Genomic DNA, 26,915 nt, shown 5'->3' with positions numbered 1-26,915 from the left:
TGTTTTGGCGGACTGAGAGACGATTTTCAGCCTGATACAGATTAGTGTTTAATGCGACAGGCATTAGACGAACAGAATTTGCCTGGCGGCCGTAGCGCGGTGGTCCCACCTGACCCCATGCCGAACTCAGAAGTGAAACGCCGTAGCGCCGATGGTAGTGTGGGGTCTCCCCATGCGAGAGTAGGGAACTGCCAGGCATCAAATTAAGCAGTAAGCTGATGTGAAATCAGTGGATGTAGAAAAATTCGGTGGAGCGGTAGTTCAGTTGGTTAGAATACCTGCCTGTCACGCAGGGGGTCGCGGGTTCGAGTCCCGTCCGTTCCGCCACTTATTAAAAGCCCTGAGCTAACGCTCAGGGCTTTTTTCTTGCCTGCTGTTCCATTATTGCTTATTTCGCAAAAATCCTCTGCGTTCTACGATCTTTTTCCGCATAAAAACAACCGCGATAATCCTCCTCAGTTAACGACACAACAATTAATGAGGAATTCAATGACAATCCCTGCATTTGGTTTAGGTACTTTTCGCCTGAAAGACGATGTTGTTATCGCATCGGTCAAAACAGCGCTGGAACTGGGCTATCGTGCAATTGATACTGCACAAATCTATGATAATGAAGCGGCTGTTGGTCAGGCGATTGCCGAAAGTGGCATCCCGCGCGGCGAGCTGTACATCACCACCAAGATCTGGACTGAAAATCTCAGCAAAGAGAAGCTGATCCTGAGTCTGAAAGAAAGTCTGGAAAAACTGCGCACTGATTATGTGGATCTGGCATTGATCCACTGGCCGTCACCAAACGATGCGGTATCTGTCGAAGAGTTCATGCAGGCGCTGCTGGAAGCAAAAGAGCAGGGACTGACGCGCGAAATCGGTATTTCTAACTTTACTATCCCGTTGATGGAAAAAGCCATTGCCGCTGTCGGCGCAGAAAACATTGCGACTAACCAGATTGAACTGTCTCCGTATCTGCAAAACCGCAAGGTCGTGGATTGGGCAAAACAGCATGGAATTCACATCACCTCTTACATGACGCTGGCTTATGGTAAGGCACTGAAAGATGAAGTGATTGCCCGTATTGCCGCTAAGCACAATGCGACTTCGGCGCAGGTGATCCTTGCATGGGCAATGGGAGAAGGCTACTCCGTAATTCCTTCTTCTACTAGACGTGAAAATCTGGCAAGCAACCTGCTGGTGCTCGATCTGCATCTGGATGCCGAAGATAAAAAGGCGATTGCCGCACTGGACTGCAACGATCGCCTTGTCAGCCCGGAAGGTCTGGCGCCAGAGTGGGACTGATCGACTAATCCTCTCTCTGTATCCTTAACCCTCTTTTACAGCTCCTTCGGGGGCTGTTTTTATATGATCGCTGAGAAAATCGATAAACGCCCGAATGCGGGTACTGACCGCACGATCGCTGTAATAAACGGCACTGAAAGGCATCTCTACCGGTAGGCGCTTATCGGCCATCAGCTCCACAAGCTCTCCCCGCGCGATTTCTTTATCAATCATATAGTCAGACAGGCAGGCGATCCCGTTACCACTCAGACAAAGCTGCTTGAGCGTCTCACCGCTATTTGACGACAGACCGCTGCTGATTTCATGGAGTTGTCCGTCGCTGCATGCTACAGGCCATGTATTGAGCGAAGCCGGTTCAGTGAATCCGAGACATAGATGCTGTTTTAGCTCTTCAATGGTTTCGGGTTTGCCAAAGCGGGCAATATAATCCGGCGACGCGATAATCTTTCGATAACTGGTAAAGAGCGGGCGGGCGCGCAGGCTTGAATCGGTCAGTGTCCCGGCACGTATGGCGACATCGACCTTTCGTTCAATCAGATTGATGAATGTTTCTGAGGAAACCAGTGATAGCGTCATTTCTGGATAACGCTCGCGAAAAGGCTTAACCAGCGGCATCAGAAAGTGCAGTATCACCGGCGTGGCGGCGTCGATACGCAACAGACCGCGTGGAGTGCTTCGCGTTTCCATCACCTCCGTTTCAGCGGCGGCCATGTCTTGTAGTATTGACTGCACGCGACGAAAATAACGTTCGCCTTCTTCCGTCAGACTCAACTGGCGTGTTGTGCGATTAAGCAGACTCACGCCCAGTTTCATTTCCAGCTTTTTGACTGCCCGGCTGACCGCAGAATTCGCCTGTCCAAGTTGCTCCGCAGCGCGGCTAAAGCTACCGCTTTCGACTACGGCAACAAATATCACGAGTTCTTCTGATGTAGCTTTCATTTTTGCACCTGAAGCAAAATTACATTGATATTTTGGCTATTTTTTCATTAAAACATCCTGGGCTGTTGGTTTCAATCTGCGCGTGAGGTGTGGTGGCCGGAGCGCCTGTTCTGACGGCGTTAACCCGTGATCGGTTGGATAGGCCAGTTCGCGTTGTTCCTGGTTAAATTTACGGAGGTAAGCGCTTGCTTACAAAACAATATGTAACTGCTCGTTGAAAGTGTGAGCTAAAATCCCTATAACAGAATAACCAGTCCGTGCCCGGGCTGGTTGACGTTACAGAGGTTTTAAAGTCAAACGTGCGAAAAAATACTTATGCCATGCGCTATATTGCCGGACAACCCGCCGAGCGGATTTTACCGCCTGGGTCGTTTGCGAGTATTGGCCAGGCATTACCCGCCGGAGTGCCGTTAAGCAGTGAAGACCGCATTCGGATTCTGGTGTGGAATATCTTTAAACAGCAGCGGGCCGAATGGTTATCGGTGCTGAAAAACTTTGGCAAAGATGCGCACCTGGTTTTATTACAGGAAGCGCAAACCACGCCCGAACTGGTGCAGTTTGCGACCGCTAACTATCTTGCAGCCGATCAGGTTCCCGCTTTTGTGTTACCTCAGCATCCTTCGGGTGTTATGACGCTTTCTGCTGCTCATCCCGTCTACTGCTGCCCGCTGCGCGAACGTGAGCCCATCTTACGTCTGGCGAAGTCAGCGCTGGTGACCGTTTATCCTTTGCCTGATACGCGATTGTTGATGGTGGTAAACATTCACGCCGTTAACTTCAGTCTTGGGGTGGATGTGTATAGTAAGCAGTTACTTCCTATTGGCGATCAAATTGCGCATCACAGCGGCCCGGTGATTATGGCCGGTGATTTTAATGCCTGGAGCCGACCACGAATGAACGCACTGTATCGCTTTGCGCGCGAGATGTCCCTGCGCCAGGTGCGTTTTACTGACGATCAGCGCCGACGGGCGTTTGGCCGTCCTCTTGATTTTGTGTTTTATCGAGGTTTGAACGTTAGCGAGGCTTCCGTACTGGTCACGCGCGCGTCCGATCATAACCCGCTACTCGTTGAATTCAGTCCCGGCAAACCTGAGCAATAAGGTGTGTCAGGTCTGCCGTGGGGCAGGCCTGAAGTGGTGCTGCCCTTTATTTTGCAAACAACCAAAGGACAACACGATGACAACACACTCCCACCATGACAACGTCGAAAAGCAGTTTGGCTCTCAGGCAAATGCCTATTTAACCAGTACCGTTCATGCTTCTGGTCGTGACTTACAGCGACTGGCGGAACGGCTGTCCTCTTTTCCGCATGCCAGCGTACTGGATATGGGATGTGGCGCCGGGCACGCCAGTTTTATTGCTGCGCAGAACGTAAAGCAGGTGGTGGCTTACGATTTGTCTTCGCAGATGCTTGAGGTCGTCGTACAGGCGGCGAAAGAGAAAGGTTTAGAAAATATCGCGACCCGACAGGGGTATGCTGAAAATCTGCCGTTTGAGGATCACGCCTTTGATGTTGTGATTAGCCGCTATTCTGCACATCACTGGCATGATGTTGGGCTGGCACTGCGTGAAGTCAACCGGGTTCTGAAAGCGGGTGGCGTGTTGATTATGATGGATGTGATGTCGCCTGGGCATCCGGTGCGCGATATCTGGTTACAGACTGTAGAAGCGTTACGCGACACTTCTCATGTACGTAACTACTCCAGCGGTGAGTGGCTGTCTCTGGTTAATGATGCGAATATGATTGTCGATACGTTGTTAACGGACCGCTTATCGCTGGAGTTCAGTTCATGGGTAGCGAGAATGCGTACGCCTGCGGCGCTGGTTGAGGCTATTCGTTTGTATCAGAAGAGCGCATCCGCGGAGGTAAAAGCGTATTTCGCTTTGCAGGAGGACGGTTCGTTTACCAGCGATACGATTATGGTTGAGGCGCATAAAGCGGCATAAATAAAAAAGGCACTGGGGGGAAACCAGTGCCTTTTCTGAGTCATGCTATCAGGAGTCAGGTGTGCTGCTGTTCTTCACAAACAACGTTAGCTGATCGCCTGGTTGCAGATTTGCTGTATCGCTGTTCCAGCGCATCACATCTTTGATGTTCACCCCGTGACGTTTGGCGATACTCGAAAGCGAATCACCTTTCCGCACACGATAGGTAATGCTATCGCTGTTGTTGGCCAGACGCTGTGCGCTACTGCCTGCGCCAATCGTCAGACTTTGGCCCACTTTCAGGTTAGATCCGCGCAGACTATTCCACTGCTGCAAATCTTTCGTGCTCACGCCAAGGCGTGCCGCGATGCCGGAAAGCGTATCGCCAGAGCGAACTTTGTAGCTACGGCTGTTCAGCGGCGTATTGTCTGCGACCAGCGTAGACTGTACGGCAGCAATTTCGCCTGAAGCCAGAGACTCACGCAGTTGTTCTGCATGCTTCTTTGGCACCATCACGTACTGTGGGCCGCTAACGCCTAGCGTAGAGCCTTTCACGCCAGCATTAAACGCCTTCAGCTTGGTGACGGACATGCCCGCCATATCTGCAACTTGTGCCATCTCAACCGGGCTGCTCAAACGAACGCGCGCCAGCGCACGGCTTTCGTCTGTGGTTGGCAGACGCACGCCATAGCGTTTGCTGTTTTTGAGAATATCGCTCAATGCCAGCATTTTTGGCACGTACAGCTTCGTTTCCTGAGGTAACGAAAGCGACCAGAAGTCGGTGGCTTTGCCACGCGCCTTATTCGCTTTGATTGCCTTCATCACGCGACCTTCGCCGCTATTATAAGCTGCAACGGTCAACAGCCAGTCGCCATCAAACATCTTATTCAGACGCTGCATCATGTCTAACGCGGCCGTTGTGGAAGCCACAACGTCACGACGCGCATCATAATTGCGGGTCTGTTTCAAACCATAATTGCGCCCTGTGCTCGGAATGATCTGCCAGATGCCTGCGGCATTGGCGCCAGACGTTGCGTGAGGGTCAAAAGCGCTCTCCACTATGGGTAGTAGTACCAGTTCCATCGGCATGTTACGTTTCTTAACCTGCCCGGCTATCCAGTACATATACGGCTCTGCCCGTAAAGTTACATCGTGGAGATAGCTCTTATTGCGTAAATACTTCTGTTTCTGTTCGCGTATCCGGTTGTTCTCCGGAATTCCCATCTTTAGCTCGTCGCCAATGAAAGCCCACAAGTCTTGATCCGGCGCGAGAGACGTCCCATCGTCCATCCATCGTGCCTGACTCGTAAACTTTCCTGCTTCCCCTTGACCAGCTGCAGAAAGGCTCTGTGCGTGCTGTTGGACGTTGCCAGTGTTCTGAGACGACTGGCACCCCACAAGCAGGACAGAGGCGAGTAATATCGCTTTTGCCTTCATGTGTGTGTCAATAGTTGCTTAAAAGACGACCGATCATAACGGCGAAGTTCGCCAATGACAAGTAGGAATTGTCAGAAGCTGTCTTTCTTTGACCTTAACCAGGCAAAACGCTCTTCAGGTTGTTGCAACTTTGTTTCTTTGTTTATTTCATTAATTAAATCAGGATATTCCGTTCTCAAAAAAATATTATTTTTCCGCTCATTTTTCAGAATTACGGGGAGTGTAATTTGGTTTTTTGCGCGTAACTCATTAACTTTACGATAATATTCATTTATGAACGAATCGTGCGGTAGGATGCTCAATGCAAACTTCATGTTTGCTAAAGTATACTCATGTGCGCAACAAATCAGCGTATCGTCAGGAAGGGCGCTGATTTTTTTAAGTGATTGATACATCTGTGAGGCTGTACCTTCAAACAGGCGTCCACAACCTCCAGAGAAAAGGGTGTCGCCGCAGAAAAGGTAAGGGTGGCTAAAGTAACAGATATGTCCTAAAGTGTGACCCGGTGTGGCAAATATACTAAATTCATGCCCTAAAACGAGGGCGCTATCGCCATCTTTGACTACGCGCGTGGTTCCCTTATCTTGTGTTTCTGCCGGTCCGTAAACCACTACGTGCGGAAAATGTTGAAGAAGTTCTTTCACGCCGCCAACATGGTCGTGGTGATGGTGAGTGAGGAAAATCGCTTCCGGCTGCCAGTTCTTCTCTTTGATGGCGTTTAGCACGGGAGCCGCTTCGCCAGGATCAACGATCAGACAACGTCCTTCATTATTACTCAGAACCCAGATGTAATTGTCCTGAAATGCGGGAATACTGTTAAGATTCATAAATTACCTCTTAGTGCGTAGCGGAAGGTTGTGATGAAACCGGCAAGGATCCCTCAAACAGTCATAGCTCCCCATCGCTGGGGCGATTTGCCCTGGGGTGAATACTATCGTGAGGCGCTGGAGCATCAGCTTAACCCGTGGTTCGCCAAAATGTATGGTTTTCATTTGCTTAAAATTGGTAATTTAAGCGCAGAAATCAACTCTGAAGCGTGCGCCGTTTCTCATCAAGTCAATATTTCCCTGCAAGGCGCGCCCGTCCAGGTTCAGGCCGATCCCTTACATCTTCCCTTTGCCGATAAGTCTGTTGATGTTTGTCTGTTGGCGCATACGCTACCGTGGTGCGTCGACCCACATCGGTTACTGCGTGAAGCCGACCGGGTGTTAATTGATGATGGCTGGCTGGTTTTGAGTGGTTTTAACCCGATTAGTCTGATGGGCCTGCGTAAGCTGGTGCCCGTCTTGCGTAAATCTTCACCTTATAACAGCCGGATGTTTACGCTGATGCGCCAACTGGACTGGCTCTCGTTATTGAATTTTGAAGTGCTGCACTACAGCCGTTTTCATGTTTTACCCTGGTCAAAGCAAGGGGGAAAGCTGCTGAGCACGCATATTCCGGCGCTGGGCTGCCTGCAACTGATTGTGGCGCGTAAGCGAACCATCCCGCTTACGCTTAACCCGATGAAACAAAATAAAAGCAAAGCGCGGATTCGCCAGGCCGTGGGCGCGACCCGGCAATACCGTAAGCCAGACGCTTAAGCCTCTGCCTGATAGCCAACGTCTTCCTGCGTAGGATTCATCGCTGCCGCACGCGCCAGCTCATCGCAACGTTCGTTTTCAGGATGGCCGGCATGGCCTTTTACCCATTCCCATTTGATCTGATGTTGGCCCAGCGCGGCATCAAGGCGCTTCCAGAGATCGACATTCTTTACCGGCTTTTTCTCTGCTGTTTTCCAGCCGCGCTTTTTCCAGTTGTGGATCCATTGCGTAATTCCCTGACGGACATACTGGCTGTCCGTGCTTAATGTGACTTCACAATGTTCTTTTAACGCTTCCAGCGCGATGATGGCCGCCATAAGCTCCATGCGATTGTTAGTTGTGAGGCTATATCCTTCGCTAAAGGTTTTTTCATGGCCGCGATAGCGTAAAATAGCGCCATAACCACCTGGACCTGGATTTCCCAGGCAAGAACCATCGGTGAAAATTTCTACCTGTTTAAGCATCTCTGGTAGACTTCCTGTAATTGAAATCGATCGTAAAACGACAAGTCTGACATAAATGACCGCTATGAGCACTGCAATTACACGACAGATCGTCCTCGATACCGAAACCACCGGTATGAACCAGATCGGCGCCCACTACGAAGGCCATAAGATCATTGAGATCGGTGCAGTCGAGGTCGTGAACCGCCGTCTTACCGGAAATAACTTCCACGTCTATCTAAAACCGGACCGACTGGTGGACCCGGAAGCGTTCGGCGTACACGGTATTGCGGATGAATTTCTGCTTGATAAACCCGTTTTTGCCGATGTGGTTGACGACTTCCTGGAGTATATCCGTGGCGCGGAACTGGTGATCCATAACGCATCGTTTGATATCGGCTTTATGGATTATGAGTTCGCTAAACTCAGTCGTGGTATTCCGAAAACAAGCGAGTTCTGCAAAATCACCGATAGCCTGGCGCTGGCGAGGAGGATGTTCCCCGGCAAGCGTAACAGCCTTGATGCGCTTTGTTCACGCTATGAGATAGATAACAGCAAACGTACGCTGCACGGCGCATTGCTCGATGCCCAGATTCTGGCCGATGTCTATCTGGCGATGACCGGCGGGCAAACGTCGATGGCCTTCTCAATGGAAGGGGAAACACAGCAGCAGCAGGGTGAAGCGACAATCCAGCGTATTGTCCGCCAGGCCAGCAAGTTACGCGTTGTTTTAGCGACTGATGAAGAGCTGATGGCGCATGAGTCGCGTCTCGACCTGGTGCAGAAGAAAGGCGGAAGTTGCCTCTGGCGGGCGTGATTCGGGGTTTTACGACGTAAAAATAGCCGTCCGGGTGATTTTTACAGCAAACGATTCAAAACGTGAGAAAAACCGTTGACGAGGTGCGAGGCAATCCGTAATATGCGCTTCGTTCCCAAGAGGAACACAACGCGGAGCGGTAGTTCAGTTGGTTAGAATACCTGCCTGTCACGCAGGGGGTCGCGGGTTCGAGTCCCGTCCGTTCCGCCACTATTCAGAAAGCCTGAATCAGAAATGATTCAGGCTTTCGTCGTTTTTAGCCTTCAACAAAAATTATCCTTCTCTGTAGAAATGCCTGAATCGTTGCAAAGAAGGATGAACAATCATCAGCGTAATGTGAACGGGTCGGCGTCCTGCCATGCCGGAAATTTCTCGCGGTATTCCCGTAACGCCGTGAGCGACAGGTCTGCATCAATACGTGTCGCCTGATGTGGTTCGGCGGTGGCGATAATCTCTCCTTGCGGGTTAATCACCCGGCTGTCCCCACGGTAATGGTGCCCGTTGCCATCAGTGCCAACACGGTTGCAGCCTGCTACATAGGCCTGGTTTTCAATCGCGCGTGCGGTGAGCAGCGCCTGCCAGTGTAGCGAACGCGGAGCAGGCCAGTTTGCTACATACAGCGCCAGGTCATAATCATTAAGATTGCGGGACCATACCGGAAAACGCAGGTCATAACACACTAACGGCAGAATACGCCAGCCGCGCCATTCAACGACAACACGTTTATCGCCCGCCTGGTAATGATGATGTTCATCCGCCATGCGGAACAGATGGCGTTTATCATAGCAATGAACGTTGCCGTCAGGTTCAACCAGTAAAAAACGGTTTACCGGGCCACGTTCGGTTTGCAACGCAGCGCTGCCCGCAATCAGGGCATCAGTCTGTTGTGCTTTGGCCAGCATCCAGTCGATCGCATCTTCTTGCGGGAGTGACTGAAGTGCGGCTTCCATTGCAAAACCGGTGGTAAACATTTCAGGTAAAACAATGACGTCACGTCCGGTGATGGTTTCCAGCAGTCTGTCAAAATGACGTAAATTGGCCGGACCGTCCATCCAGACCAGCGGTTGTTGCAACAGGGTAATTTTCAAACCAGGCACGATCGGGGCTCCTCGTTGAACAGCATTTTTACACTGTAGCATGAGCATCAACGAAAATGTGGCAATAAAAAGCCCCGCAGAAGCGGGGCTTTCAGGGGAGGTGAGGATTAAGCGGCTTCGACTTTACGCACTTGCTTCTCTGGCAACTTTACCAGCTGAGTCGCCAGCGCGTCGGCATCAAAATCATCAACGTTAATGCTGCGCAGACGGCTTTCTTCCGCTTTCACCAGAATGGCGGCTTCATCGTTATCAATCAGCCCTTTTGCCAGCGCGTTATGCGCCAGTTCATCCAGACGGATAAACGGCAGATTTTTACCCAGCTCTTTGCAGATACGCTGGTGGATAGGATCTGCTGCTATCACGTCCAGCAGCGCTTCTTCCAGCAAGCCGACCGGGTTATGCTCGCTCGGCGTCAGGTATTGACCGCGACCGATACGTGAACGGGTTGCGCTCGGTACTTGTAGAATCTGCGCGACCTTATGATCCAGCTTGTCGGAAGGGGCAAGGTAGTGACGACCGGTTGGGAAGATCACCACGTTCAGCAGACCCGCAACAAAACGGTTCGGGAAGTTTTGCAGCAGTTCATCCATCGCTTGCTCCGCCTGATACAACGCATCCTGTACGCCCCAGTGCACCAGCGGCAGATCGGCTTCGTTACGGCCTTCATCGTCATAGCGTTTCAGCACGGCGGAGGCCAGATACAGCTGGCTTAAAATATCGCCCAGGCGTGCGGAGATACGTTCACGACGTTTCAGGCTACCGCCCAACACCGCCATTGAGACATCAGACAGCAGGGCCAGGTTGGCGCTCAGTCGGTTAAGGTGCTGGTAATAACGTTTCGTTGCGTCGCTGGTCGGAGTGTAGCTGGTCAGGCCGCGGGTCAGACCGAGCCAGAAGCTGCGTACTTTGTTGCTACCGACATGGCCGATATGTTTAAACAGCAGATTGTCGAACGCATTCACATCGTTGCTTTGCGCGGCGGCCATCTCTTCCAGAACATACGGATGGCAGCGAATCGCCCCCTGACCGAAGATCATCATGCTGCGGGTCAGGATATTCGCACCTTCAACGGTGATGGCGATAGGCGCCCCCTGGTAAGAACGCGCCAGGAAGTTGCTTTCGCCGAGCATAATGCCTTTACCACCGGTAATGTCCATTGCGTCGATGATGGACTGCTGGCCGCGATGGGTACAGTGGTACTTGACGATAGCTGACAGCACCGCCGGTTTTTCACCCAGCATAATGCCGTAGGTAATCAGCGACGCTGCGGCGTCCATTACGTAGGCGTTACCGGCAATGCGCGCCAGCGCCTCTTCAATACCTTCCATCTTGCCGATAGAGATTTTGAACTGGCGACGAATATGGGCATATGCCCCGGTTGCCAGCGCGACGGATTTAACCCCGCCGGTCGAGTTGGACGGCAGCGTGATACCACGGCCTACCGACAGGCATTCCACCAGCATACGCCAGCCCTGGCCTGCCATCTTCGGCCCGCCAATGATGTAGTCGATCGGCACAAAGATATCTTTGCCGTGCGTAGGCCCGTTCTGGAACGGTACGTTCAGTGGGAAGTGACGGCGACCAATTTCGACGCCAGGCGTTGAGGTCGGGATCAGCGCACAGGTGATACCCAATTCTTCTTCGCCACCCAGCAGTTTTTCCGGGTCAGAGAGTTTAAAGGCCAGGCCCAGCACGGTCGCGATAGGGGCCAGCGTAATGTAACGTTTGTTCCAGGTCAGGCGCATACCCAGCACCTGCTGGCCTTGCCATTCGCCCATGCAGACGACGCCGGTATCAGGAATTGCGCCCGCATCGGAGCCCGCTTCCGGGCTGGTCAGCGCGAAGCAAGGGATCTCCTGACCACGCGCCAGACGCGGCAGGTAATGGTTTTTCTGCTCTTCAGTACCGTAGTGTTGCAGCAGTTCGCCTGGGCCTAATGAGTTAGGCACGCCCACGGTAATCGCCAGAATCCCGGAAACGCCGGAGAGTTTTTGCAGCACGCGAGACTGCGCATACGCCGAGAACTCCAGGCCGCCATACTCTTTCTTGATGATCATCGCGAAGAAGCGATGCTCTTTCAGGTAGTCCCACAGCTCCGGCGGCAGATCGGCTAATTCGTGCGTGATCTGGAAATCATTCGCCATACGGCAGGCTTCTTCTACCGGGCCATCCAGGAACGCCTGTTCTTCAGCGGTCAGATGCGGTTGTGGATAGTTGTGCAATTTTTTCCAGTCAGGTTTGCCCTGGAAGAGATCGCCTTCCCACCATGTTGTACCGGCATCAATGGCCTCTTTCTCCGTGCGCGACATCGGCGGCATCACTTTACGGAAGCTACGAAACGCTGGCGCAGAGATCATCGACTTACGCATTGGCGTAACGTTAAACGGTACGAGGATAATGGCCAGAGGAACCAGCACCCAGATAGACCACAGGCCAGCAACGCCCAGCGCGGCTGTCCATGCGAGTAAAATCAGGCTGCTGAGGAATAAGCTCACGCGGTGATAAAACAGCGCGCCGAGCAGAACAACCGTTGCGAGAATACTCAAAATCATCATAACGAAAAGCTCCCTTGCTTGTAGGAGGTCTGACCACTTGTGATGATATGGTTGTAGTGGATGTCATTTCTTTTAGCAATGTGTTTACAAAATAATTACAACGAAGCTCACATTGTTGCCGTTTTCACCGGCACAAAAAATCAAAAGCCAGCGGCATTCCTGTGGCTTGTGCTTCTCGCTTTCTGCGCTATCCGGTACACTGCATCTGTCAATTACATTCATGCTGAAGGATATCCTCATGTACCAGGATCTTATTCGTAACGAACTGAACGAAGCGGCGGAAACGCTGGCCAATTTTTTAAAAGATGAAGCCAATATTCACGCTATTCAGCGCGCGGCGGTCCTGCTGGCAGACAGTTTTAAAGCGGGTGGCAAGGTACTTTCCTGCGGTAACGGCGGCTCTCATTGCGACGCGATGCATTTTGCCGAAGAGCTGACCGGTCGCTACCGCGAAAACCGTCCAGGCTACCCGGCGATCGCTATTTCTGACGTCAGCCATATCTCCTGTGTCAGTAATGATTTTGGTTACGACTATGTTTTCTCTCGCTACGTTGAAGCGGTTGGCCGTGAAGGGGATGTGCTGTTAGGGATCTCAACTTCGGGCAACTCTGGTAACGTGATTAAAGCGATTGCCGCAGCACGTGAGAAGGGAATGAAAGTCATCACCCTGACCGGGAAAGATGGCGGTAAAATGGCAGGGACGGCGGATATTGAAATTCGCGTGCCGCATTTCGGTTATGCTGATCGTATTCAGGAAATCCATATCAAAGTGATTCATATCCTGATCCAATTGATCGAAAAAGAGATGGTTAAGTAAGCGGATAATTCTTTACTGTGTTTTTGCCGGATGATGACGTTAAAGCGTCTTATCCGGCCTACATTTGATTTGTCCAGGCCTGATAAGCGCAGCGCCATCAGGCGGTTCAGCGTTTTAAGGTAGGTGATGTATGTGCGAACTGCTCGGGATGAGCGCCAATGTGCCAACCGATATTTGCTTTAGTTTCACCGGGCTGGTTCAGCGTGGTGGAGGAACCGGGCCGCACAAAGACGGCTGGGGCATTACGTTTTATGAAGGTAAAGGGTGTCGCACGTTTAAAGATCCGCAACCCAGTTTTAATTCGCCCATCGCCAGACTGGTGCAAGACTATCCCATCAAATCCTGTTCCGTCGTCGCCCATATTCGCCAGGCGAATCGTGGGGAGGTGGCGCTGGAAAATACGCATCCGTTTACCCGTGAGCTTTGGGGACGTAACTGGACGTATGCGCATAACGGGCAGCTCAACGGCTACAAATCGCTTGAAACCGGTAATTTTCGCCCGGTTGGTGAAACGGACAGCGAAAAAGCGTTCTGCTGGCTGCTGCATAAGCTGACGCAGCGTTATCCGCGCACGCCGGGCAATATGATGGCGGTATTTAAATATATTGCGACGCTGGCAGAAGAACTCCGTAAGAAAGGCGTCTTCAACATGCTGCTGTCAGACGGGCGCTATGTCATGGCCTATTGCTCGACCAATTTATTCTGGATCACCCGCCGCGCGCCGTTTGGCGTCGCCACGCTGTTGGATCAGGATGTGGAAATCGACTTCAGTTCACAAACCACACCGAATGATGTGGTTACCGTGATTGCAACGCAGCCGCTGACGGGAAATGAAACCTGGCAAAAGATTATGCCAGGCGAATGGCGATTATTTTGTCTCGGGGAGCGTATAGTTTGACGCCAGCTGTGGCTGAACCACTTCATGGCTCAACGGTTTGCTGACCACGTAACGGCCATCAACAACGGAAACCGTTGGTGGCTTACGGGTTTGCTCAAAGTAGTCGTAGCCCGGTTTTAGCTGCGTCCAGAAATCTTTGTAATACGAATACTTATGGCGCTGCATATTTGCATCGGTCATGCGGAAGGGATAGATGCTCACCTGTACGCTGGATTGCCCGAATACCAGGGCGCCGGTTACAAACTGGAAAATCTCATCAATGCCGCTGTCGGTCATGGCATAGCAACCGACAGAGACGCAGGCGCCGTGGATCATCAGATACTTACCTTCATAACCGTGTGCGCGGTCATAGGCGTTCGGAAAACCGATATTAATGGCCTTATAGAAACGGCTGTCCGGTTTGAGCTGATTACGCTGGACGCTGTAAAAACCTTCCGGGCTTTTAAAGTCACCCTGGCGCTGTTTGGGGCCTAAGCCACCGGAATAGTTGCAAATTTTGTAGCTGTCGAGCAATTGATATTGCTCACCCATCTTGACGTACAGATCGAGCGTACGCTCTTCTTTAAAGATCTGAATATAGACAGGCGACCCCATCAACTGCTGCTTATATTCTTTACTGACTGGCGTGGTTGGGCTGCTACTGCTTAGCAAACCGGCAAATGAGACGCACGGGATCAGAAGCATCGCAAGAAAAAATGCGATTTTACGCATACTGCTTATTCCTTGATAAAACGGTTACACACGCCAGAACGGCAAACAGAGTCCCCAAATCAGACTAATCCGTATTTGGTGCGCTCACATTATCACCACGGCAGTTTTTCGCAAGCCCCAGGCGATGCGTTTACAATTTAGTTTCTCTTTATACTGAAATTTAGCCGTCAAGGCAGTCAGAACCCGGCGCATTCTGCCGCGGCTTAATTTCCACTCACTTCTCACAATACAAAATGAACTGTATACTTAAACAGTATTGCGGAGGTGAGCCATGCGCAAAATCATACATGTTGATATGGACTGTTTTTACGCGGCGGTTGAAATGCGCGATAACCCGGCCCTGCGTGATATTCCCATTGCTATCGGCGGCAGCCGCGAGCGCAGGGGCGTTATCAGTACGGCAAATTATCCCGCCCGCAAATTTGGCGTGCGCAGCGCGATGCCGACCGGTATGGCGCTTAAGCTTTGCCCGCACCTCACGCTATTGCCGGGGCGGTTTGAGGCGTATAAAGAAGCGTCGCAGCATATCCGTGAAATCTTCTCTCGTTATACCTCGCGTATAGAGCCGCTTTCGCTGGATGAAGCCTATCTGGACGTCACCGACAGCACTTATTGCCACGGCTCCGCCACGCTTATCGCTCAGGAAATCCGTCAGACGATTTTTAACGAACTCCAGCTCACCGCATCAGCAGGTATTGCTCCGGTTAAGTTTCTGGCAAAAATTGCTTCTGATCTTAATAAACCGAATGGGCAATATGTGATTACCCCCGCCGATGTTCCTGAGTTTCTCAAAACCTTACCGCTGGGGAAAATTCCGGGGGTGGGTAAAGTGTCTGCGGCCAGGCTGGAAACGATGGGGCTGCGTACCTGTGAAGACGTGCAAAAGTACGATCTGGCGATGTTACTCAAGCGCTTTGGTAAGTTTGGCCGCGTGTTATGGGAGCGTAGCCAGGGGATTGATGAGCGGGATGTGAACAATGAAAGACTGCGTAAATCGATAGGCGTTGAACGTACGCTGGCGGAGGATATTCACGAATGGGCGGAATGCGAGGCGATCATTGAGCGGTTATATCCAGAGCTGGAAAGGCGGCTGGCAAAAGTGAAGCCTGACCTGCTCATCGCCCGTCAGGGGGTTAAATTAAAATTTAACGATTTCCAACTGACCACTCAGGAGCACGTCTGGCCGCGTTTAAGCAAGGACGATTTAATCACGACGGCGCGTAAAACCTGGAATGAGCGGCGGGGAGGGCGGGGCGTGCGGCTGGTAGGGTTACACGTTACGCTACTGGACCCGCAACTGGAAAGACAGCTTCTGCTGGGGCTGTGACTTTGATGTATTGCCGGATGGCGCTGCGCTTATCCGGCCTACAAATCAGCGTGTAGGCCGGATAAGGCGTTTACGCCGCCATCCGGCAATGTTTCGTAGCGACTTACTTCGCCGGAATAGACTTCAGCAGTTCAGTCAGAAGCCGCCAGTAGTGACCGACGCTTTCGATATGAACCTGCTCATCTGGAGAGTGCGGGCCGGTAATGGTTGGCCCGATAGAGACCATGTCCATATCCGGGTACGGTTTTTTGAACAGACCGCATTCCAGACCCGCGTGAATAATCTGGATGTTCGGCGTCTTATTGAACAGACGCTGGTAAGTTTCACGCACCAGGTGCATTACCGGCGAGTTCGCATCTGGCTGCCAGCCCGGATAGCCGCCTTTTGCTTCGGTTTTCGCGCCAGCCAGTTTACCCAGCGAATCCAGCATGCTCACCACGTAGTCTTTACCGCTGTCGATCAGCGAGCGGATCAGGCAGTGGATTTCCACGTTGTTGTCGGTCATGGTCACAACGCCCACGTTCAGGGACGTCTCAACCACGCCTTTCGCTACGTCGGAATTGCGAATCACGCCGTTTGGCGTGGCGTTCAGCAGACGGATAAAGCCGTCGCGGGACGAAGCAGTCAGCGCCGCTTTGTCGTTAGCGGCAGCTTCCAGCAGAACCACCAGATTCTTCTCTTTCTCTGCCAGCTCGTTTTTCAGGATCTCCTGATAAGCGTTCACCTGCGTTTTCAGCGCATCGACGTTATCTGCCGCTACGGCAACGGTGGCGAAGGCTTCACGCGGGATAGCGTTACGCAGCGTACCGCCGTTGAAATCAACCAGACGCAGACCCAGTTCTTCAGCATGATCCGCCAGGAAGCGCACCAGCAGCTTGTTGGCATTGCCGAGACCGACGTGGATTTCGCCGCCGGAGTGGCCGCCTTTCAGGCCTTTCAGCGTCAGTTTAAAGCTCTGGAAGCCCGCCGGAATGGCTTCACGGAACAGCGGCAGGTTAGAGGTAAAATCGATACCGCCTGCACAGCCCATGTAGATCTCACCTTCTTCTTCGGAGTCGGTATTGATCAGAATATCGGCCTGTAGCCAGCCAGACTGAAGGCCGAATGCGCCGTCCATACCGGCTTCTTCCGTCATGGTCAGCAGCACTTCCAGCGGGCCGTGCGCGACGTTGTCGTCAGCCAGAACGGCTAGCGCGGAAGCCATACCAATGCCGTTATCCGCGCCCAGCGTGGTGCCGCGGGCTTTTACCCACTCGCCGTCAATATAAGGCTGGATCGGATCTTTGGTGAAGTCGTGTACGGTGTCGTTGTTTTTCTGCGGAACCATATCCAGGTGCGCCTGCAAAACCACTGGTTTGCGGTTTTCCATTCCTGCGGTGGCAGGTTTACGAATCAGGATATTACCGACCCGATCGCGCTCAGCGTGGAAACCTTTCTCTTTGGCCCAGCCCATAATGTGTTCAGCGAGCTGCTCTTCATGGTAGGACGGATGAGGAATAGAACAGATTTTTGCAAAAATATCCCACAGCGGTTGTGGAGATAATTGAGACAGTTCAGACACGATAAGTCTCCTTGACGATGTCCTGCAAAACTTTCTTGCAGGCCACAGGGTTAGCAGATTGATTGTCACCACAAGTCGGGCTTGCGAGATGCGATTGAGAATACCACTTTCCTGGTCTTCGGGTAGTATAAAGCACGTAAAAAGAGGGCTGGATTCCGCGAAACACTGGTTTTTAGCGCGTCAGGTCTCTATAATCTCGCGCAACCTGGTTCACCCTCAATTTTTAAGCCGTAGATAAACAGGCTGGGACACTTCACATGAGCGAAAAATACGTCGTCACCTGGGACATGTTGCAGATTCACGCACGCAAACTGGCAAGCCGCCTGATGCCTTCTGAACAATGGAAAGGCATTATTGCCGTTAGCCGTGGTGGTCTGGTACCGGGCGCATTGCTGGCGCGTGAGTTGGGTATTCGCCATGTCGATACCGTTTGCATCTCCAGCTACGACCACGATAACCAGCGTGAACTGAAAGTGCTGAAACGTGCGGAAGGCGATGGTGAAGGTTTCATCGTGATCGACGATCTGGTCGATACCGGCGGTACTGCTGTTGCTATCCGCGAAATGTACCCTAAAGCTCATTTCGTCACTATCTTCGCTAAACCGGCTGGCCGCCCGCTGGTGGATGATTATGTGATTGATATCCCGCAGGACACCTGGATTGAGCAGCCGTGGGATATGGGCGTGGTATTCGTCCCGCCAATCTCTGGTCGCTAATCACTGAAATTTTCAACGCCTGGCAATGCCGGGCGTTGTTTTTTTTAGCCGCACACACGTTACAATAGGCCTCAGTAAGTACCCTTGGAGGCTGCACGAATGTCACAGGCTAACCTCAGCGAAACCCTGTTTAAACCCCGCTTCAAACATCCTGAAACGTCGACGCTTGTCCGGCGCTTCAATCACGGAACGCAGCCGTCCGTGCAGTCCACTCTGGATGGTAAAAACGTGCCGCACTGGTATCGCATGATCAACCGTCTGATGTGGATCTGGCGCGGTATCGATCCGCGAGAAATCCTTGATGTGCAGGCGCGTATCGTAATGAGCGAAGCCGAGCGAACCGACAAAGATCTGTACGACACGGTGATTGGCTACCGTGGCGGTAACTGGATCTTTGAATGGTCGAAACAGGCGATGGAATGGCAGCAGAAAGCCTGCCAGGAAACAGACCCACAGCGCAGCGGGCGCCACTGGCTGCACGCTTCCTCGCTCTACAACATTGCGGCTTACCCACATCTTAAAGGGGATGAGCTGGCGGAGCAGGCGCAGGCCCTGGCGAACCGCGCGTATGAAGAGGCCGCGCAACGCTTGCCGGGCTCGCTGCGTGAAATGGCGTTTTCGATCCCCGGCGGCGCGCCTGTCACTGCGTTTTTGCATATGCCGAAAGGGGATGGCCCGTTCCCGACCGTACTGATGTGCGGCGGCCTGGATTCCATGCAAACGGACTATTACACCCTGTTCGAACGTTACTTCGCGCCGCGCGGTATGGCGATGCTGACGCTGGACATGCCGTCGGTTGGATTCTCGTCAAAATGGAAGCTCACCCAGGACTCCAGTCTGCTGCATCAGCATGTGTTGAAAGCGCTGCCTGGGGTGCCGTGGGTTGATCATACCCGGGTGGCGGCGTTTGGTTTTCGTTTTGGCGCTAACGTTGCGGTACGTCTGGCCTACCTGGAAGCGCCGCGACTGAAAGCGGTAGCCTGTCTGGGGCCGGTGGTCCATGCGTTGTTAAGCGATTCACAGCGTCAGGGGACGGTGCCGGAAATGTATCTTGACGTGCTGGCAAGCCGTCTGGGAATGCATGATGCGTCAGATGAAGCGCTGCGCGTTGAGCTAAATCGTTATTCACTGAAGGTGCAGGGGTTGCTCGGCAGACGCTGCCCAACGCCGATGTTATCTGGCTTCTGGAAAAACGATCCGTTTAGCCCGGAAGAGGAGTCCCGGCTCATCACCTCGTCATCTTCCGACGGTAAGCTGATGGAGATTCCGTTTAATCCGGTGTATCGCAATTTTGACACTGCGCTGAAAGAAATTACCGGTTGGATCAATCACAGATTGTGTTAATGGATTGCTAAATTTTATTGTTTTGGTAAAACAGTTGCTTCACCAAAGGAGATCGCAATGACGTTACCGAGTGGACACCCGAAAAGTAGATTGATCAAGAAATTCACTGCGCTTGGCCCGTATATACGCGAAGGGCAGTGCGAAGATAATCGTTTTTTTTTCGATTGCCTGGCTGTTTGCGTCAACGTGAAGCCAGCGCCTGAGAAACGTGAATTCTGGGGCTGGTGGATGGAACTGGAAGCGCAGGAAAAACGCTTTACCTACAGCTACCAGTTTGGCCTGTTTGACAAAGAAGGTAACTGGACCGCCGTGCCGATTAAAGAGACCGAAGTGATTGAACGCCTGGAGTACACTCTGCGCGAGTTTCATGAAAAATTGCGTGCACTGCTGACTTCGCTGAATCTGGCGCTGGAACCCGCCGATAACTTCAAAGAACCGGTGAAGTTAACGGCGTAACATAGAATAATGCCGGATGACGCTACGCTTATCCGGCCTGCAACAGTGCAAAAGAGTAGGCCGGATAAGACGCCTGAGCATCGTCATCCGGCAAATTAAGACAATCAGAACTGGTATGTCATACCAATCGCGACGATATCATCGCTGCTTACGCCCAGCTTGTTATCATCGTCAATCTGGTTGATTTTATAATCAACGAACGCAGACATATTTTTATTGAAATAATATGTTGCGCCCACATCGATATATTTCACGATATCTTCATCACCGATACCTTCAATATCTTTGCCTTTAGACTGAACATAGCCCAGAGAAGGACGCAGGCCGAAATCAAACTGATACTGGGCAACCGCTTCGAAGTTTTGCGCTTTATTGGCGAAACCACCGGAAATAGGCGCCATGTTGCGGGTTTCAGAATAGATAGTCGCCAGGTAAATGTTATTGGCGTCATATTTCAGACCCGTCGCCCAACCTTCCGCGTTTTTACCTTGTCCGCGAGATTGCAGGTTCTGCTCATTGGTGCGGTCTGAATTGGCGTATGCGCCGATGATGGCGAAGTCGCTGCCGCCGAAGTCATAGCTCAGAGATGTGCCGAAACCGTCGCCATTCTGCTTTTTGACGTCGCGGTTTTCGTTTTTACCCTGATATTGCAGGGTTAAGTTCAGACCATCGATAACGCCGAAGAAATCGGTGTTACGGTAAGTTGCCAGGCCACTGGCGCGTTTGGTCATAAAGTTGTCGGTCTGTGCAAGGCCGTCGCCGCCGAATTCAGGGAACATATCCGTCCACGCGGCAACGTCGTACAAGGCGCCCAGGTTACGACCATAATCTAACGAACCGAAATCGTTCAGCTTCAGACCCGCAAAAGCCAGACGGGTTTTCTGACCGCCTTCGCTTTCTGTTTTGTTACCGGCGAACTCAGCTTCCCAGCGACCGTAACCGGTCAGCTGATCGTTAATCTGCGTTTCGCCTTTAAAGCCAAAGCGGATATAAGTCTGGTCGCCATCTTTGCTGTCATCATCACTGATGTAGTGCATCGCTTTTACTTTGCCATACACGTCCAGTTTATTACTGTTTTTGTTATACACTTCTGCTGCCTGCACGGATGCCGATGCAACAATACCCATCACCACTAATGCCAGAGTGCTCTTTTTCATTTTCATTCCTGATTTAAAATTACGCGCTAATATTCGCTGGGAGTGATCCCCGTGAAAAACAGGATGGTTTTTAACGCTCTGCAATGAAGGTTTTATGACAAATTAAGAATATTTTTAAAAAAGGATGATTTATTATTGCGGTAATAAAATTGTCAGAAACTGCCGCTACGCTTGCTGATCCTGCGCAACAAAATTTCATGCTTTGTGCTCTGGTTGTTGGCAACCGGGGCCAGTCCTGCTAAAACGTTCGTTTGATATCATTTTCCCCTATTTTGAATGGCAGAGAATCATGAGTGACAGCCAGACGCTGGTGGTAAAACTCGGCACCAGTGTGCTAACGGGCGGATCGCGCCGCCTGAACCGTGCCCATATCGTAGAACTTGTTCGTCAATGCGCGCAGCTACATGCCGCAGGCCATCGTATTGTGATCGTCACGTCGGGCGCTATCGCCGCCGGGCGTGAGCATCTTGGCTACCCGGAACTCCCGGCGACCATAGCGTCTAAACAACTGTTGGCGGCGGTGGGGCAGAGTCGTCTGATTCAGCTTTGGGAACAGCTATTCTCTATCTACGGTATTCACATCGGGCAGATGCTGCTGACGCGTGCGGATATGGAAGACAGAGAGCGCTTCCTGAACGCGCGTGACACCCTGCGTGCGCTGCTGGACAACAATATTGTCCCTGTCATCAATGAAAACGATGCCGTGGCGACCGCTGAAATAAAAGTGGGCGATAACGACAATCTTTCCGCGCTGGCCGCCATTCTGGCGGGCGCCGACAAATTGTTGTTACTGACCGATCAGCAAGGGTTGTTTACCGCCGATCCGCGAACCAACCCGCAGGCTGAACTGATTAAAGACGTGTACGGCATTGATGATGCGCTGCGTGCGATTGCGGGCGACAGCGTCTCTGGCCTGGGAACCGGGGGAATGGGCACCAAATTGCAGGCTGCCGACGTTGCCTGTCGTGCCGGAATCGACACCATCATCGCGGCGGGCAGCAAGCCGGGCGTGATTGGCGATGTTATGGCAGGCATTTCTGCGGGAACCCGTTTCCATGCGCAAGCCTCCCCGCTGGAAAACCGCAAACGCTGGATCTTTGGCGCGCCGCCTGCCGGTGAAATCACTGTGGATGAAGGGGCGACATCTGCGATTCTGGAACGCGGTAGCTCATTATTGCCAAAAGGCATTAAAAGCGTGACAGGTAACTTCTCGCGTGGTGAAGTGATCCGCATCCGTAACCAGGAAGGGCGCGATATCGCCCACGGCGTCACCCGTTATAACAGCGACGCGCTGCGCCGTATTGCTGGTCACCACTCTCAGCAGATTGACGCGATTCTTGGCTATGAATATGGCCCGGTCGCTGTCCATCGCGATGACATGATTACCCGTTAAGGAGCCGACGTATGCTGGAACAAATGGGCATTGCTGCCAAAGCGGCGTCCTACAAACTGGCGCTACTCTCCAGTCGCGAGAAGAATCGCGTACTGGAAAAAATAGCGGACGAACTGGAAGCGCAAACTGAAAGCATCCTGAGCGCTAATGCTCAGGACGTTGCCGAGGCGCGCGAAAACGGCCTCAGCGAAGCGATGCTGGATCGTCTGGCATTGACGCCGGCGCGCCTGAAAGCGATTGCCGATGACGTCCGTCAGGTGTGTAACCTGGCCGACCCGGTCGGACAGGTGATTGATGGCGGTCTGCTGGACAGCGGGCTGCGTCTGGAACGTCGTCGTGTTCCGCTGGGCGTCATTGGCGTGATTTACGAAGCGCGTCCCAATGTGACCGTTGACGTCGCTTCGTTGTGCCTGAAAACCGGCAACTCGGCGATTCTGCGCGGCGGTAAAGAGACATATCGCACCAATGCGGCAACGGTTGCGGTGATTCAGCAAGCGCTGGAAGCCAGCGGCTTACCTGCTGGCGCAGTTCAGGCGATCGACAGCCCGGATCGCGCGCTGGTCAATGAAATGCTGCGTATGGATAAATACATCGACATGCTGATCCCTCGTGGCGGCGCGGGCCTGCACAAGCTGTGCCGTGAGCAGTCGACGATCCCGGTGATCACCGGCGGGATTGGCGTATGCCATATCTTTGTTGACGACAGCGCGGAGATCGAACCGGCGCTGAAGATCATCGTCAATGCGAAAACCCAGCGTCCGAGTACCTGCAACACGGTGGAAACGCTGCTGGTGCATCAGGATATCGCTGCGCGTTTTCTGCCTGCGCTGAGTAAGCAAATGGCGGAAAGCGGCGTCACGCTGCATGCTGACGATGCGGCGCTGGCCCAACTGAAATCAGGCCCGGCTAACGTGGTGGCGGTGAAAGCCGAAGAGTATGACGATGAGTTCCTGTCGTTGGATCTGAACGTGAAAATCGTGGCCGACCTGGATGACGCAATTGCGCATATTCGTGAACACGGTACTCAACATTCCGATGCGATCCTGACGCGCACTCTGCGCAACGCCGATCGTTTTGTGAATGAAGTGGATTCGTCCGCCGTTTACGTCAATGCTTCTACCCGATTTACCGATGGCGGACAATTTGGCCTGGGCGCGGAAGTGGCCGTCAGCACGCAAAAATTACACGCACGCGGCCCAATGGGGCTGGAAGCGCTGACCACCTACAAGTGGATCGGCATCGGTGACGATACCATTCGTGCGTAATTAAAACCGGAGTGATGCAAAATCAGCCACTTGATTCACAAGGCTATTGACGCATCACCCGGTTAGTTTTAACCTTCTACCCCGTGATTCACACTCGTGGTCATGTCCTTTCAGGGCCGATATAGCTCAGTTGGTAGAGCAGCGCATTCGTAATGCGAAGGTCGTAGGTTCGACTCCTATTATCGGCACCATCCCCTAGTATTTCCAAATAATCTCAAATTAACAAAATCCTTTAAAAACATAGCAATTACGCTGATTTCAGTCGTTTGGGGTCAACCCCATTCACTTGAAATCAACATTCAATTGGGGGCTCAATCAGGGGCATATTCTGTTAGGTCCAGAAAACGAAAACACCCACAGCTGTACGATGTGTACTGCTATTGCTCTAATGTGGAGTGCGGTCACTCGTTTGTGATGAATGTTGCTTTCTCCCATTCCGTTAGTCCAAGCGCGCTGAACGGGCAGGGGAGGGTTAAAGAGCTAATTGATGCAATTCCACCCGAGGAGCGGGAAAAGGCTTTAAAGTTGCTGCTGGCTGCGCAAAAGAATGGGTAAAGTATGCGTCGGGAATGGCTAATCCGTTCCCGGAACATAACACAGGATTTCAGTTTATACGGACATAAAATTATTATTTTTCAGATGGTTATATTTTCATCTTTCACAAACCTTCATAAAATCACACACCTAAAATTAATTATCCATTTAATATCATAGTGTTGTGTATTCAGCCCATAGATACTACGGACAGTAAAACTGAAAAAAGCTGAATTTCTTTTCATTCTTTTCAGTTCCTGTCTCGCAGAGCATCCCCAGAACGGGCGCGGGCTGGCGATATCGTTTGTAAAAAATCACAACTGAAAAATTTTAGTGATATGAAAACCGCAGGCGGGTGCGGTGTAGTGCGATTTTGGTGGGCTCTAAAATTTTTCCGGATCAAACACATTGATTCGCTTCTACAAATTCTTATTATATAATCACCCGTAACAATGATAGATTTATACAAATAATTTTTATAATTTAAGATTTCGATAAGGAAAGTTATGGCAAGTAAAGTTGATCTATATCTCAGTCGTGTCAGTCACTTTTCACAATTTGTTTTAGTTGCTTTTGCTATCTTTGGGTATTTTTATACTGTAAGGCCTATATATCAAAAAGAGCTATTGTCAGAAGAGATCGCAAAGAAAGAAGTTGATTTGAATGCTTTAAAAAGCGAGCTTCATAAGTCAAATAGACAACTTTTAGATAATCAGGCAGCTCAAATTAAATTGCGTGAAGACATCGAAGTTCTAAAACAGCAATTTAAAGTTTCAGAAGAAGAATTGAACTCAGTAAACAAAGAATTGGCAACCTCAATTCGCGAGCTGGATAGGCAAAAAAAATTAGCTAAAAAAGCTATTGATGATAATAAGAAAAATTTGTCCTCAGTTTTTTGGGAGAACTTTGATGGTTTAGTTGCGATAACGTATTTAAAGGATAGTTATCGCAGTGCAAACACTGTTGGTGAAGAAGGGAATATTTACTCCAACTATGATGATTTGTATATTACACCATATCTTGCTATTAATAATGCAATTAAAATGGGAGAGCGTAACTTTTACGAGAGTGCTCAAAATATACCGATTAGTATTCGACGAGAGCTATTAAACAAAATTTCCATTGCCACTACAAAAAATAAAGATATCTTGAGTAAATATCCGGATGGGTTTCATTCTACAATTAGAGATTTCAAAAGAAAAATTGATTCTTATAAGTTAAGTAAGGATGTCAATGAGCAGATGAAAGCTTACACGGTTGAAAAGGATTTGCGATCATATTTATATGCTCAAAAGAAAATATCCATGAACATTGCTACAGACTTTGTCAAAACAATTAAAAATAGTAATTAAGGAGGGTGGGATGAATGTTAATGGCAAGTTTGACTTATGGTTAGTCCGTATTAGCTACATCGCTCAGGTGGGGCTGTTTTTTTTGACTATATTTACTATATATTTCACAGTGATACCTATCTATCAAAATGCTTCCTTACAAGAGTCAATTGCAAAAAAGGAAATAGAATATAAACAGTTGGAAAGAAAAGAAAACGAACTTTATATCCATCTCCGTTCAGAATATTTAAAGAGAATTTCTGTCGTATTAATAACTACATGTTCTCCAACTGATATTTTAATGAGGCAGCCATCTCGCAAGGAAATGGATAAACCTCACAAGCAGAAAATGGATGAATTGAGAGCTGTTTTTGATAGAGATGTAGGGGAATGCTTGAGAGAAACGGTTTCAAATAGCTCTTACTTAAAAGAATTAAAAATTAATGACCAGAAAAAAGTATCATCCAGCATTGATACCATTACACATGGTATTAAGAGTCTTCATGATAAATATAGCGATAAGTTAAAAGATACATCCGAGCTTTTACAGCTTGGAAGAGGGAAGGCCAGTCATAGCTCTGAACTCGAAAGGTTTCTCATCGCTCATGGTCTGGATACTGAAAAGTCAAAGCTTCAATTAGAGGAAAATTATATAAGAGCAGGTGCTTATAGCTTGGTGACAGAATATGGTTTCAAAATTAACGATCTAATATCAGAGAAATTACTTTCTGAATAAACGCAATCAGTTCCCCAACAAAGCATCTTGAACATTGGATAGGAATGTTTTGTTGGGGCATTTTTGGGGGCATTTCATGATATGGATTTTATTTTATTCAATAAATTCAACAAGTTATTTCATGTATTTGTTCCTATTATCGCACCATTTCAAACTCTTCCCAAGTCTACCGAAATCAACTCAAAGCCCGTATTTTATTAACAGAGTCATTTAGCCGAAAGTTCTCTTCGGATGATTTCTGCGCCTGCGCTTAGGGCATCGAGCTTACCTCTGGCTACCTGACGAGATAAGGGAGCCATACCACAGTTGGTAGAAGGATAGAGCTTGTCGGCATCGACAAACTGAAGCGCTTTGCGTAACGTACTGGCGACTTCTTCTGGTGTCTCAATGGTGTTGGTTGCCACGTCAATGGCCCCTACCATGACTTTTTTACCGCGAATCAGTTCAAGCAGATCCATTGGAACATGCGAGTTATGACATTCCAGTGAGATGATATCGATATTAGGGAAGGTGCGAATAAGCAGGTCATTTCTTCCCAAGCTGACTCGCTGATTAAAATTTCGCGGATCTGGGCCGATT

Annotated in this window: 25 protein-coding genes, 3 tRNA genes, 1 rRNA gene and 1 pseudogene; 20 read left to right on the top strand and 10 right to left on the bottom strand. The window is 50.6% G+C overall.

The genetic code is table 11. The features are described 5' to 3' along the window. Window positions 1–81: 81 nt before the first annotated feature. The 3 genes from rrf (at window position 82) to dkgB (ending at window position 1,293) form a co-directional block, all read left to right on the top strand. Window positions 82–197, top strand: a 5S ribosomal RNA gene (gene rrf, locus OGV50_RS06845). 53 nt (window positions 198–250) lie between these two features. After that, window positions 251–327: transfer RNA gene (locus OGV50_RS06840), tRNA-Asp, on the top strand. Between the two features lie 162 nt (window positions 328–489). Further along, on the top strand, window positions 490–1,293 hold the full coding sequence (gene dkgB / locus OGV50_RS06835) for a 2,5-didehydrogluconate reductase DkgB (RefSeq protein WP_200092978.1): 804 nt from the start codon (window positions 490–492) through the stop codon (window positions 1,291–1,293). Window positions 1,294–1,317: 24 nt separating this feature from the next. On the opposite strand, the gene yafC is transcribed toward dkgB, so the two are convergent. Next, a complete protein-coding gene (yafC, locus tag OGV50_RS06830) occupies window positions 1,318–2,232 on the bottom strand; it encodes a DNA-binding transcriptional regulator YafC (RefSeq protein WP_200092980.1) in 915 nt (304 codons plus the stop codon). A 299-nt stretch (window positions 2,233–2,531) separates the two neighbouring features. Between yafC and OGV50_RS06825 the strand changes: the two genes are divergently transcribed. Next, a complete protein-coding gene (locus OGV50_RS06825; RefSeq protein ID WP_024130650.1) occupies window positions 2,532–3,332 on the top strand; it encodes an endonuclease/exonuclease/phosphatase family protein in 801 nt (266 codons plus the stop codon). Between the two features lie 76 nt (window positions 3,333–3,408). Beyond that, entirely contained in the window at window positions 3,409–4,179 is a 771-nt protein-coding gene (locus tag OGV50_RS06820) for a class I SAM-dependent methyltransferase (protein WP_200092982.1), read from the top strand. Between the two features lie 48 nt (window positions 4,180–4,227). Here OGV50_RS06820 and mltD read toward each other — a convergent pair whose 3' ends face one another. Both mltD and gloB read right to left on the bottom strand, forming a co-directional pair. Next, window positions 4,228–5,595 (bottom strand): murein transglycosylase D, encoded by a 1,368-nt coding sequence (mltD, locus tag OGV50_RS06815; protein ID WP_047458772.1) that lies wholly within the window; start codon window positions 5,593–5,595, stop codon window positions 4,228–4,230. 71 nt (window positions 5,596–5,666) lie between these two features. Next, window positions 5,667–6,422, bottom strand: coding sequence for a hydroxyacylglutathione hydrolase (gene gloB / locus OGV50_RS06810; RefSeq protein ID WP_286488405.1), 756 nt, complete (start codon window positions 6,420–6,422; stop codon window positions 5,667–5,669). Window positions 6,423–6,455: 33 nt separating this feature from the next. Here gloB and OGV50_RS06805 point away from each other — a divergent pair, with 33 nt between their 5' ends. Then, the gene (locus OGV50_RS06805; RefSeq protein ID WP_012133785.1) at window positions 6,456–7,178 is read left to right on the top strand and encodes a class I SAM-dependent methyltransferase; all 723 of its coding nucleotides are present in this window, start codon (window positions 6,456–6,458) and stop codon (window positions 7,176–7,178) included. On the opposite strand, the gene rnhA is transcribed toward OGV50_RS06805, so the two are convergent. Beyond that, entirely contained in the window at window positions 7,175–7,642 is a 468-nt protein-coding gene (rnhA, locus tag OGV50_RS06800) for a ribonuclease HI (protein WP_200092984.1), read from the bottom strand. The genes OGV50_RS06805 and rnhA overlap by 4 nt on opposite strands. Before the next feature lie 64 nt (window positions 7,643–7,706). On the opposite strand from rnhA, the gene dnaQ reads away from it, so the two are divergent. Then, on the top strand, window positions 7,707–8,438 hold the full coding sequence (dnaQ, locus tag OGV50_RS06795; RefSeq protein WP_024130648.1) for a DNA polymerase III subunit epsilon: 732 nt from the start codon (window positions 7,707–7,709) through the stop codon (window positions 8,436–8,438). A gap of 133 nt (window positions 8,439–8,571) precedes the next feature. After that, a tRNA-Asp gene (locus OGV50_RS06790) sits at window positions 8,572–8,648 on the top strand. A gap of 116 nt (window positions 8,649–8,764) precedes the next feature. Here the strand turns inward: OGV50_RS06790 and OGV50_RS06785 are convergent. Further along, window positions 8,765–9,535: an amidohydrolase gene (locus tag OGV50_RS06785; RefSeq protein WP_024130647.1), complete on the bottom strand. Its 771-nt coding sequence runs from the start codon at window positions 9,533–9,535 to the stop codon at window positions 8,765–8,767. A 107-nt stretch (window positions 9,536–9,642) separates the two neighbouring features. Further along, entirely contained in the window at window positions 9,643–12,090 is a 2,448-nt protein-coding gene (fadE, locus tag OGV50_RS06780) for an acyl-CoA dehydrogenase FadE (protein WP_200092990.1), read from the bottom strand. Window positions 12,091–12,328: 238 nt separating this feature from the next. Between fadE and lpcA the strand changes: the two genes are divergently transcribed. After that, complete coding sequence (lpcA, locus tag OGV50_RS06775; RefSeq protein WP_024130646.1) at window positions 12,329–12,907, top strand: D-sedoheptulose 7-phosphate isomerase; 579 nt, start codon at window positions 12,329–12,331, stop codon at window positions 12,905–12,907. A gap of 130 nt (window positions 12,908–13,037) precedes the next feature. Beyond that, complete coding sequence (locus tag OGV50_RS06770; RefSeq protein WP_012133779.1) at window positions 13,038–13,805, top strand: class II glutamine amidotransferase; 768 nt, start codon at window positions 13,038–13,040, stop codon at window positions 13,803–13,805. Here OGV50_RS06770 and dpaA read toward each other — a convergent pair. Then, complete coding sequence (gene dpaA, locus OGV50_RS06765) at window positions 13,776–14,516, bottom strand: peptidoglycan meso-diaminopimelic acid protein amidase (RefSeq protein WP_012133778.1); 741 nt, start codon at window positions 14,514–14,516, stop codon at window positions 13,776–13,778. The two genes, OGV50_RS06770 and dpaA, sit on opposite strands and share 30 nt — an antisense overlap. A 271-nt stretch (window positions 14,517–14,787) precedes the next feature. Here dpaA and dinB point away from each other — a divergent pair, with 271 nt between their 5' ends. Then, window positions 14,788–15,843 carry a DNA polymerase IV gene (dinB, locus tag OGV50_RS06760; RefSeq protein WP_012133777.1) on the top strand — a complete coding sequence of 352 codons (1,056 nt, stop codon included), beginning with the start codon at window positions 14,788–14,790 and terminating at the stop codon, window positions 15,841–15,843. A gap of 103 nt (window positions 15,844–15,946) precedes the next feature. On the opposite strand, the gene pepD is transcribed toward dinB, so the two are convergent. Continuing rightward, window positions 15,947–17,404 (bottom strand): cytosol nonspecific dipeptidase, encoded by a 1,458-nt coding sequence (gene pepD, locus OGV50_RS06755; protein ID WP_200092992.1) that lies wholly within the window; start codon window positions 17,402–17,404, stop codon window positions 15,947–15,949. Window positions 17,405–17,661: 257 nt separating this feature from the next. Between pepD and gpt the strand changes: the two genes are divergently transcribed. The 3 genes from gpt (at window position 17,662) to crl (ending at window position 19,920) form a co-directional block, all read left to right on the top strand. Continuing rightward, on the top strand, window positions 17,662–18,120 hold the full coding sequence (gene gpt / locus OGV50_RS06750) for a xanthine phosphoribosyltransferase (protein ID WP_006685917.1): 459 nt from the start codon (window positions 17,662–17,664) through the stop codon (window positions 18,118–18,120). Window positions 18,121–18,219: 99 nt separating this feature from the next. Further along, window positions 18,220–19,464, top strand: a complete 1,245-nt coding sequence (frsA, locus tag OGV50_RS06745) for an esterase FrsA (RefSeq protein WP_101743953.1) — start codon at window positions 18,220–18,222, stop codon at window positions 19,462–19,464. 57 nt (window positions 19,465–19,521) lie between these two features. Next, on the top strand, window positions 19,522–19,920 hold the full coding sequence (gene crl / locus OGV50_RS06740; RefSeq protein ID WP_012133774.1) for a sigma factor-binding protein Crl: 399 nt from the start codon (window positions 19,522–19,524) through the stop codon (window positions 19,918–19,920). A 104-nt stretch (window positions 19,921–20,024) separates the two neighbouring features. Here the strand turns inward: crl and phoE are convergent, their stop codons facing one another. Beyond that, window positions 20,025–21,077: a phosphoporin PhoE gene (phoE, locus tag OGV50_RS06735; RefSeq protein WP_024130644.1), complete on the bottom strand. Its 1,053-nt coding sequence runs from the start codon at window positions 21,075–21,077 to the stop codon at window positions 20,025–20,027. Window positions 21,078–21,366: 289 nt separating this feature from the next. On the opposite strand from phoE, the gene proB reads away from it, so the two are divergent. From proB to OGV50_RS06705, 6 genes are all read left to right on the top strand, one after another. Continuing rightward, a complete protein-coding gene (proB, locus tag OGV50_RS06730) occupies window positions 21,367–22,470 on the top strand; it encodes a glutamate 5-kinase (protein WP_012133771.1) in 1,104 nt (367 codons plus the stop codon). 11 nt (window positions 22,471–22,481) lie between these two features. Continuing rightward, window positions 22,482–23,735, top strand: coding sequence for a glutamate-5-semialdehyde dehydrogenase (gene proA, locus OGV50_RS06725; protein ID WP_200092994.1), 1,254 nt, complete (start codon window positions 22,482–22,484; stop codon window positions 23,733–23,735). 115 nt (window positions 23,736–23,850) lie between these two features. Next, window positions 23,851–23,926, top strand: a tRNA-Thr gene (locus OGV50_RS06720). A 100-nt stretch (window positions 23,927–24,026) separates the two neighbouring features. Next, the gene (locus tag OGV50_RS06715; protein ID WP_320337493.1) at window positions 24,027–24,290 is read left to right on the top strand and encodes an ogr/Delta-like zinc finger family protein; all 264 of its coding nucleotides are present in this window, start codon (window positions 24,027–24,029) and stop codon (window positions 24,288–24,290) included. A gap of 485 nt (window positions 24,291–24,775) precedes the next feature. Beyond that, window positions 24,776–25,621 carry a coiled-coil domain-containing protein gene (locus tag OGV50_RS06710; RefSeq protein ID WP_286488404.1) on the top strand — a complete coding sequence of 282 codons (846 nt, stop codon included), beginning with the start codon at window positions 24,776–24,778 and terminating at the stop codon, window positions 25,619–25,621. A 10-nt stretch (window positions 25,622–25,631) separates the two neighbouring features. Then, the gene (locus OGV50_RS06705; RefSeq protein ID WP_286488403.1) at window positions 25,632–26,336 is read left to right on the top strand and encodes a hypothetical protein; all 705 of its coding nucleotides are present in this window, start codon (window positions 25,632–25,634) and stop codon (window positions 26,334–26,336) included. A gap of 206 nt (window positions 26,337–26,542) precedes the next feature. Here the strand turns inward: OGV50_RS06705 and OGV50_RS06700 are convergent. Then, window positions 26,543–26,915, bottom strand: a pseudogene (locus OGV50_RS06700) (hypothetical protein); the annotation flags it as partial.

It is taken from the genome of Citrobacter sp. CK180 (genome assembly GCF_030333655.1).
In the GTDB taxonomy this organism is placed as follows: Bacteria; Pseudomonadota; Gammaproteobacteria; order Enterobacterales; family Enterobacteriaceae; genus Citrobacter_B; species Citrobacter_B koseri.
This window is presented reverse-complemented; position numbering and strand designations above follow the sequence as displayed.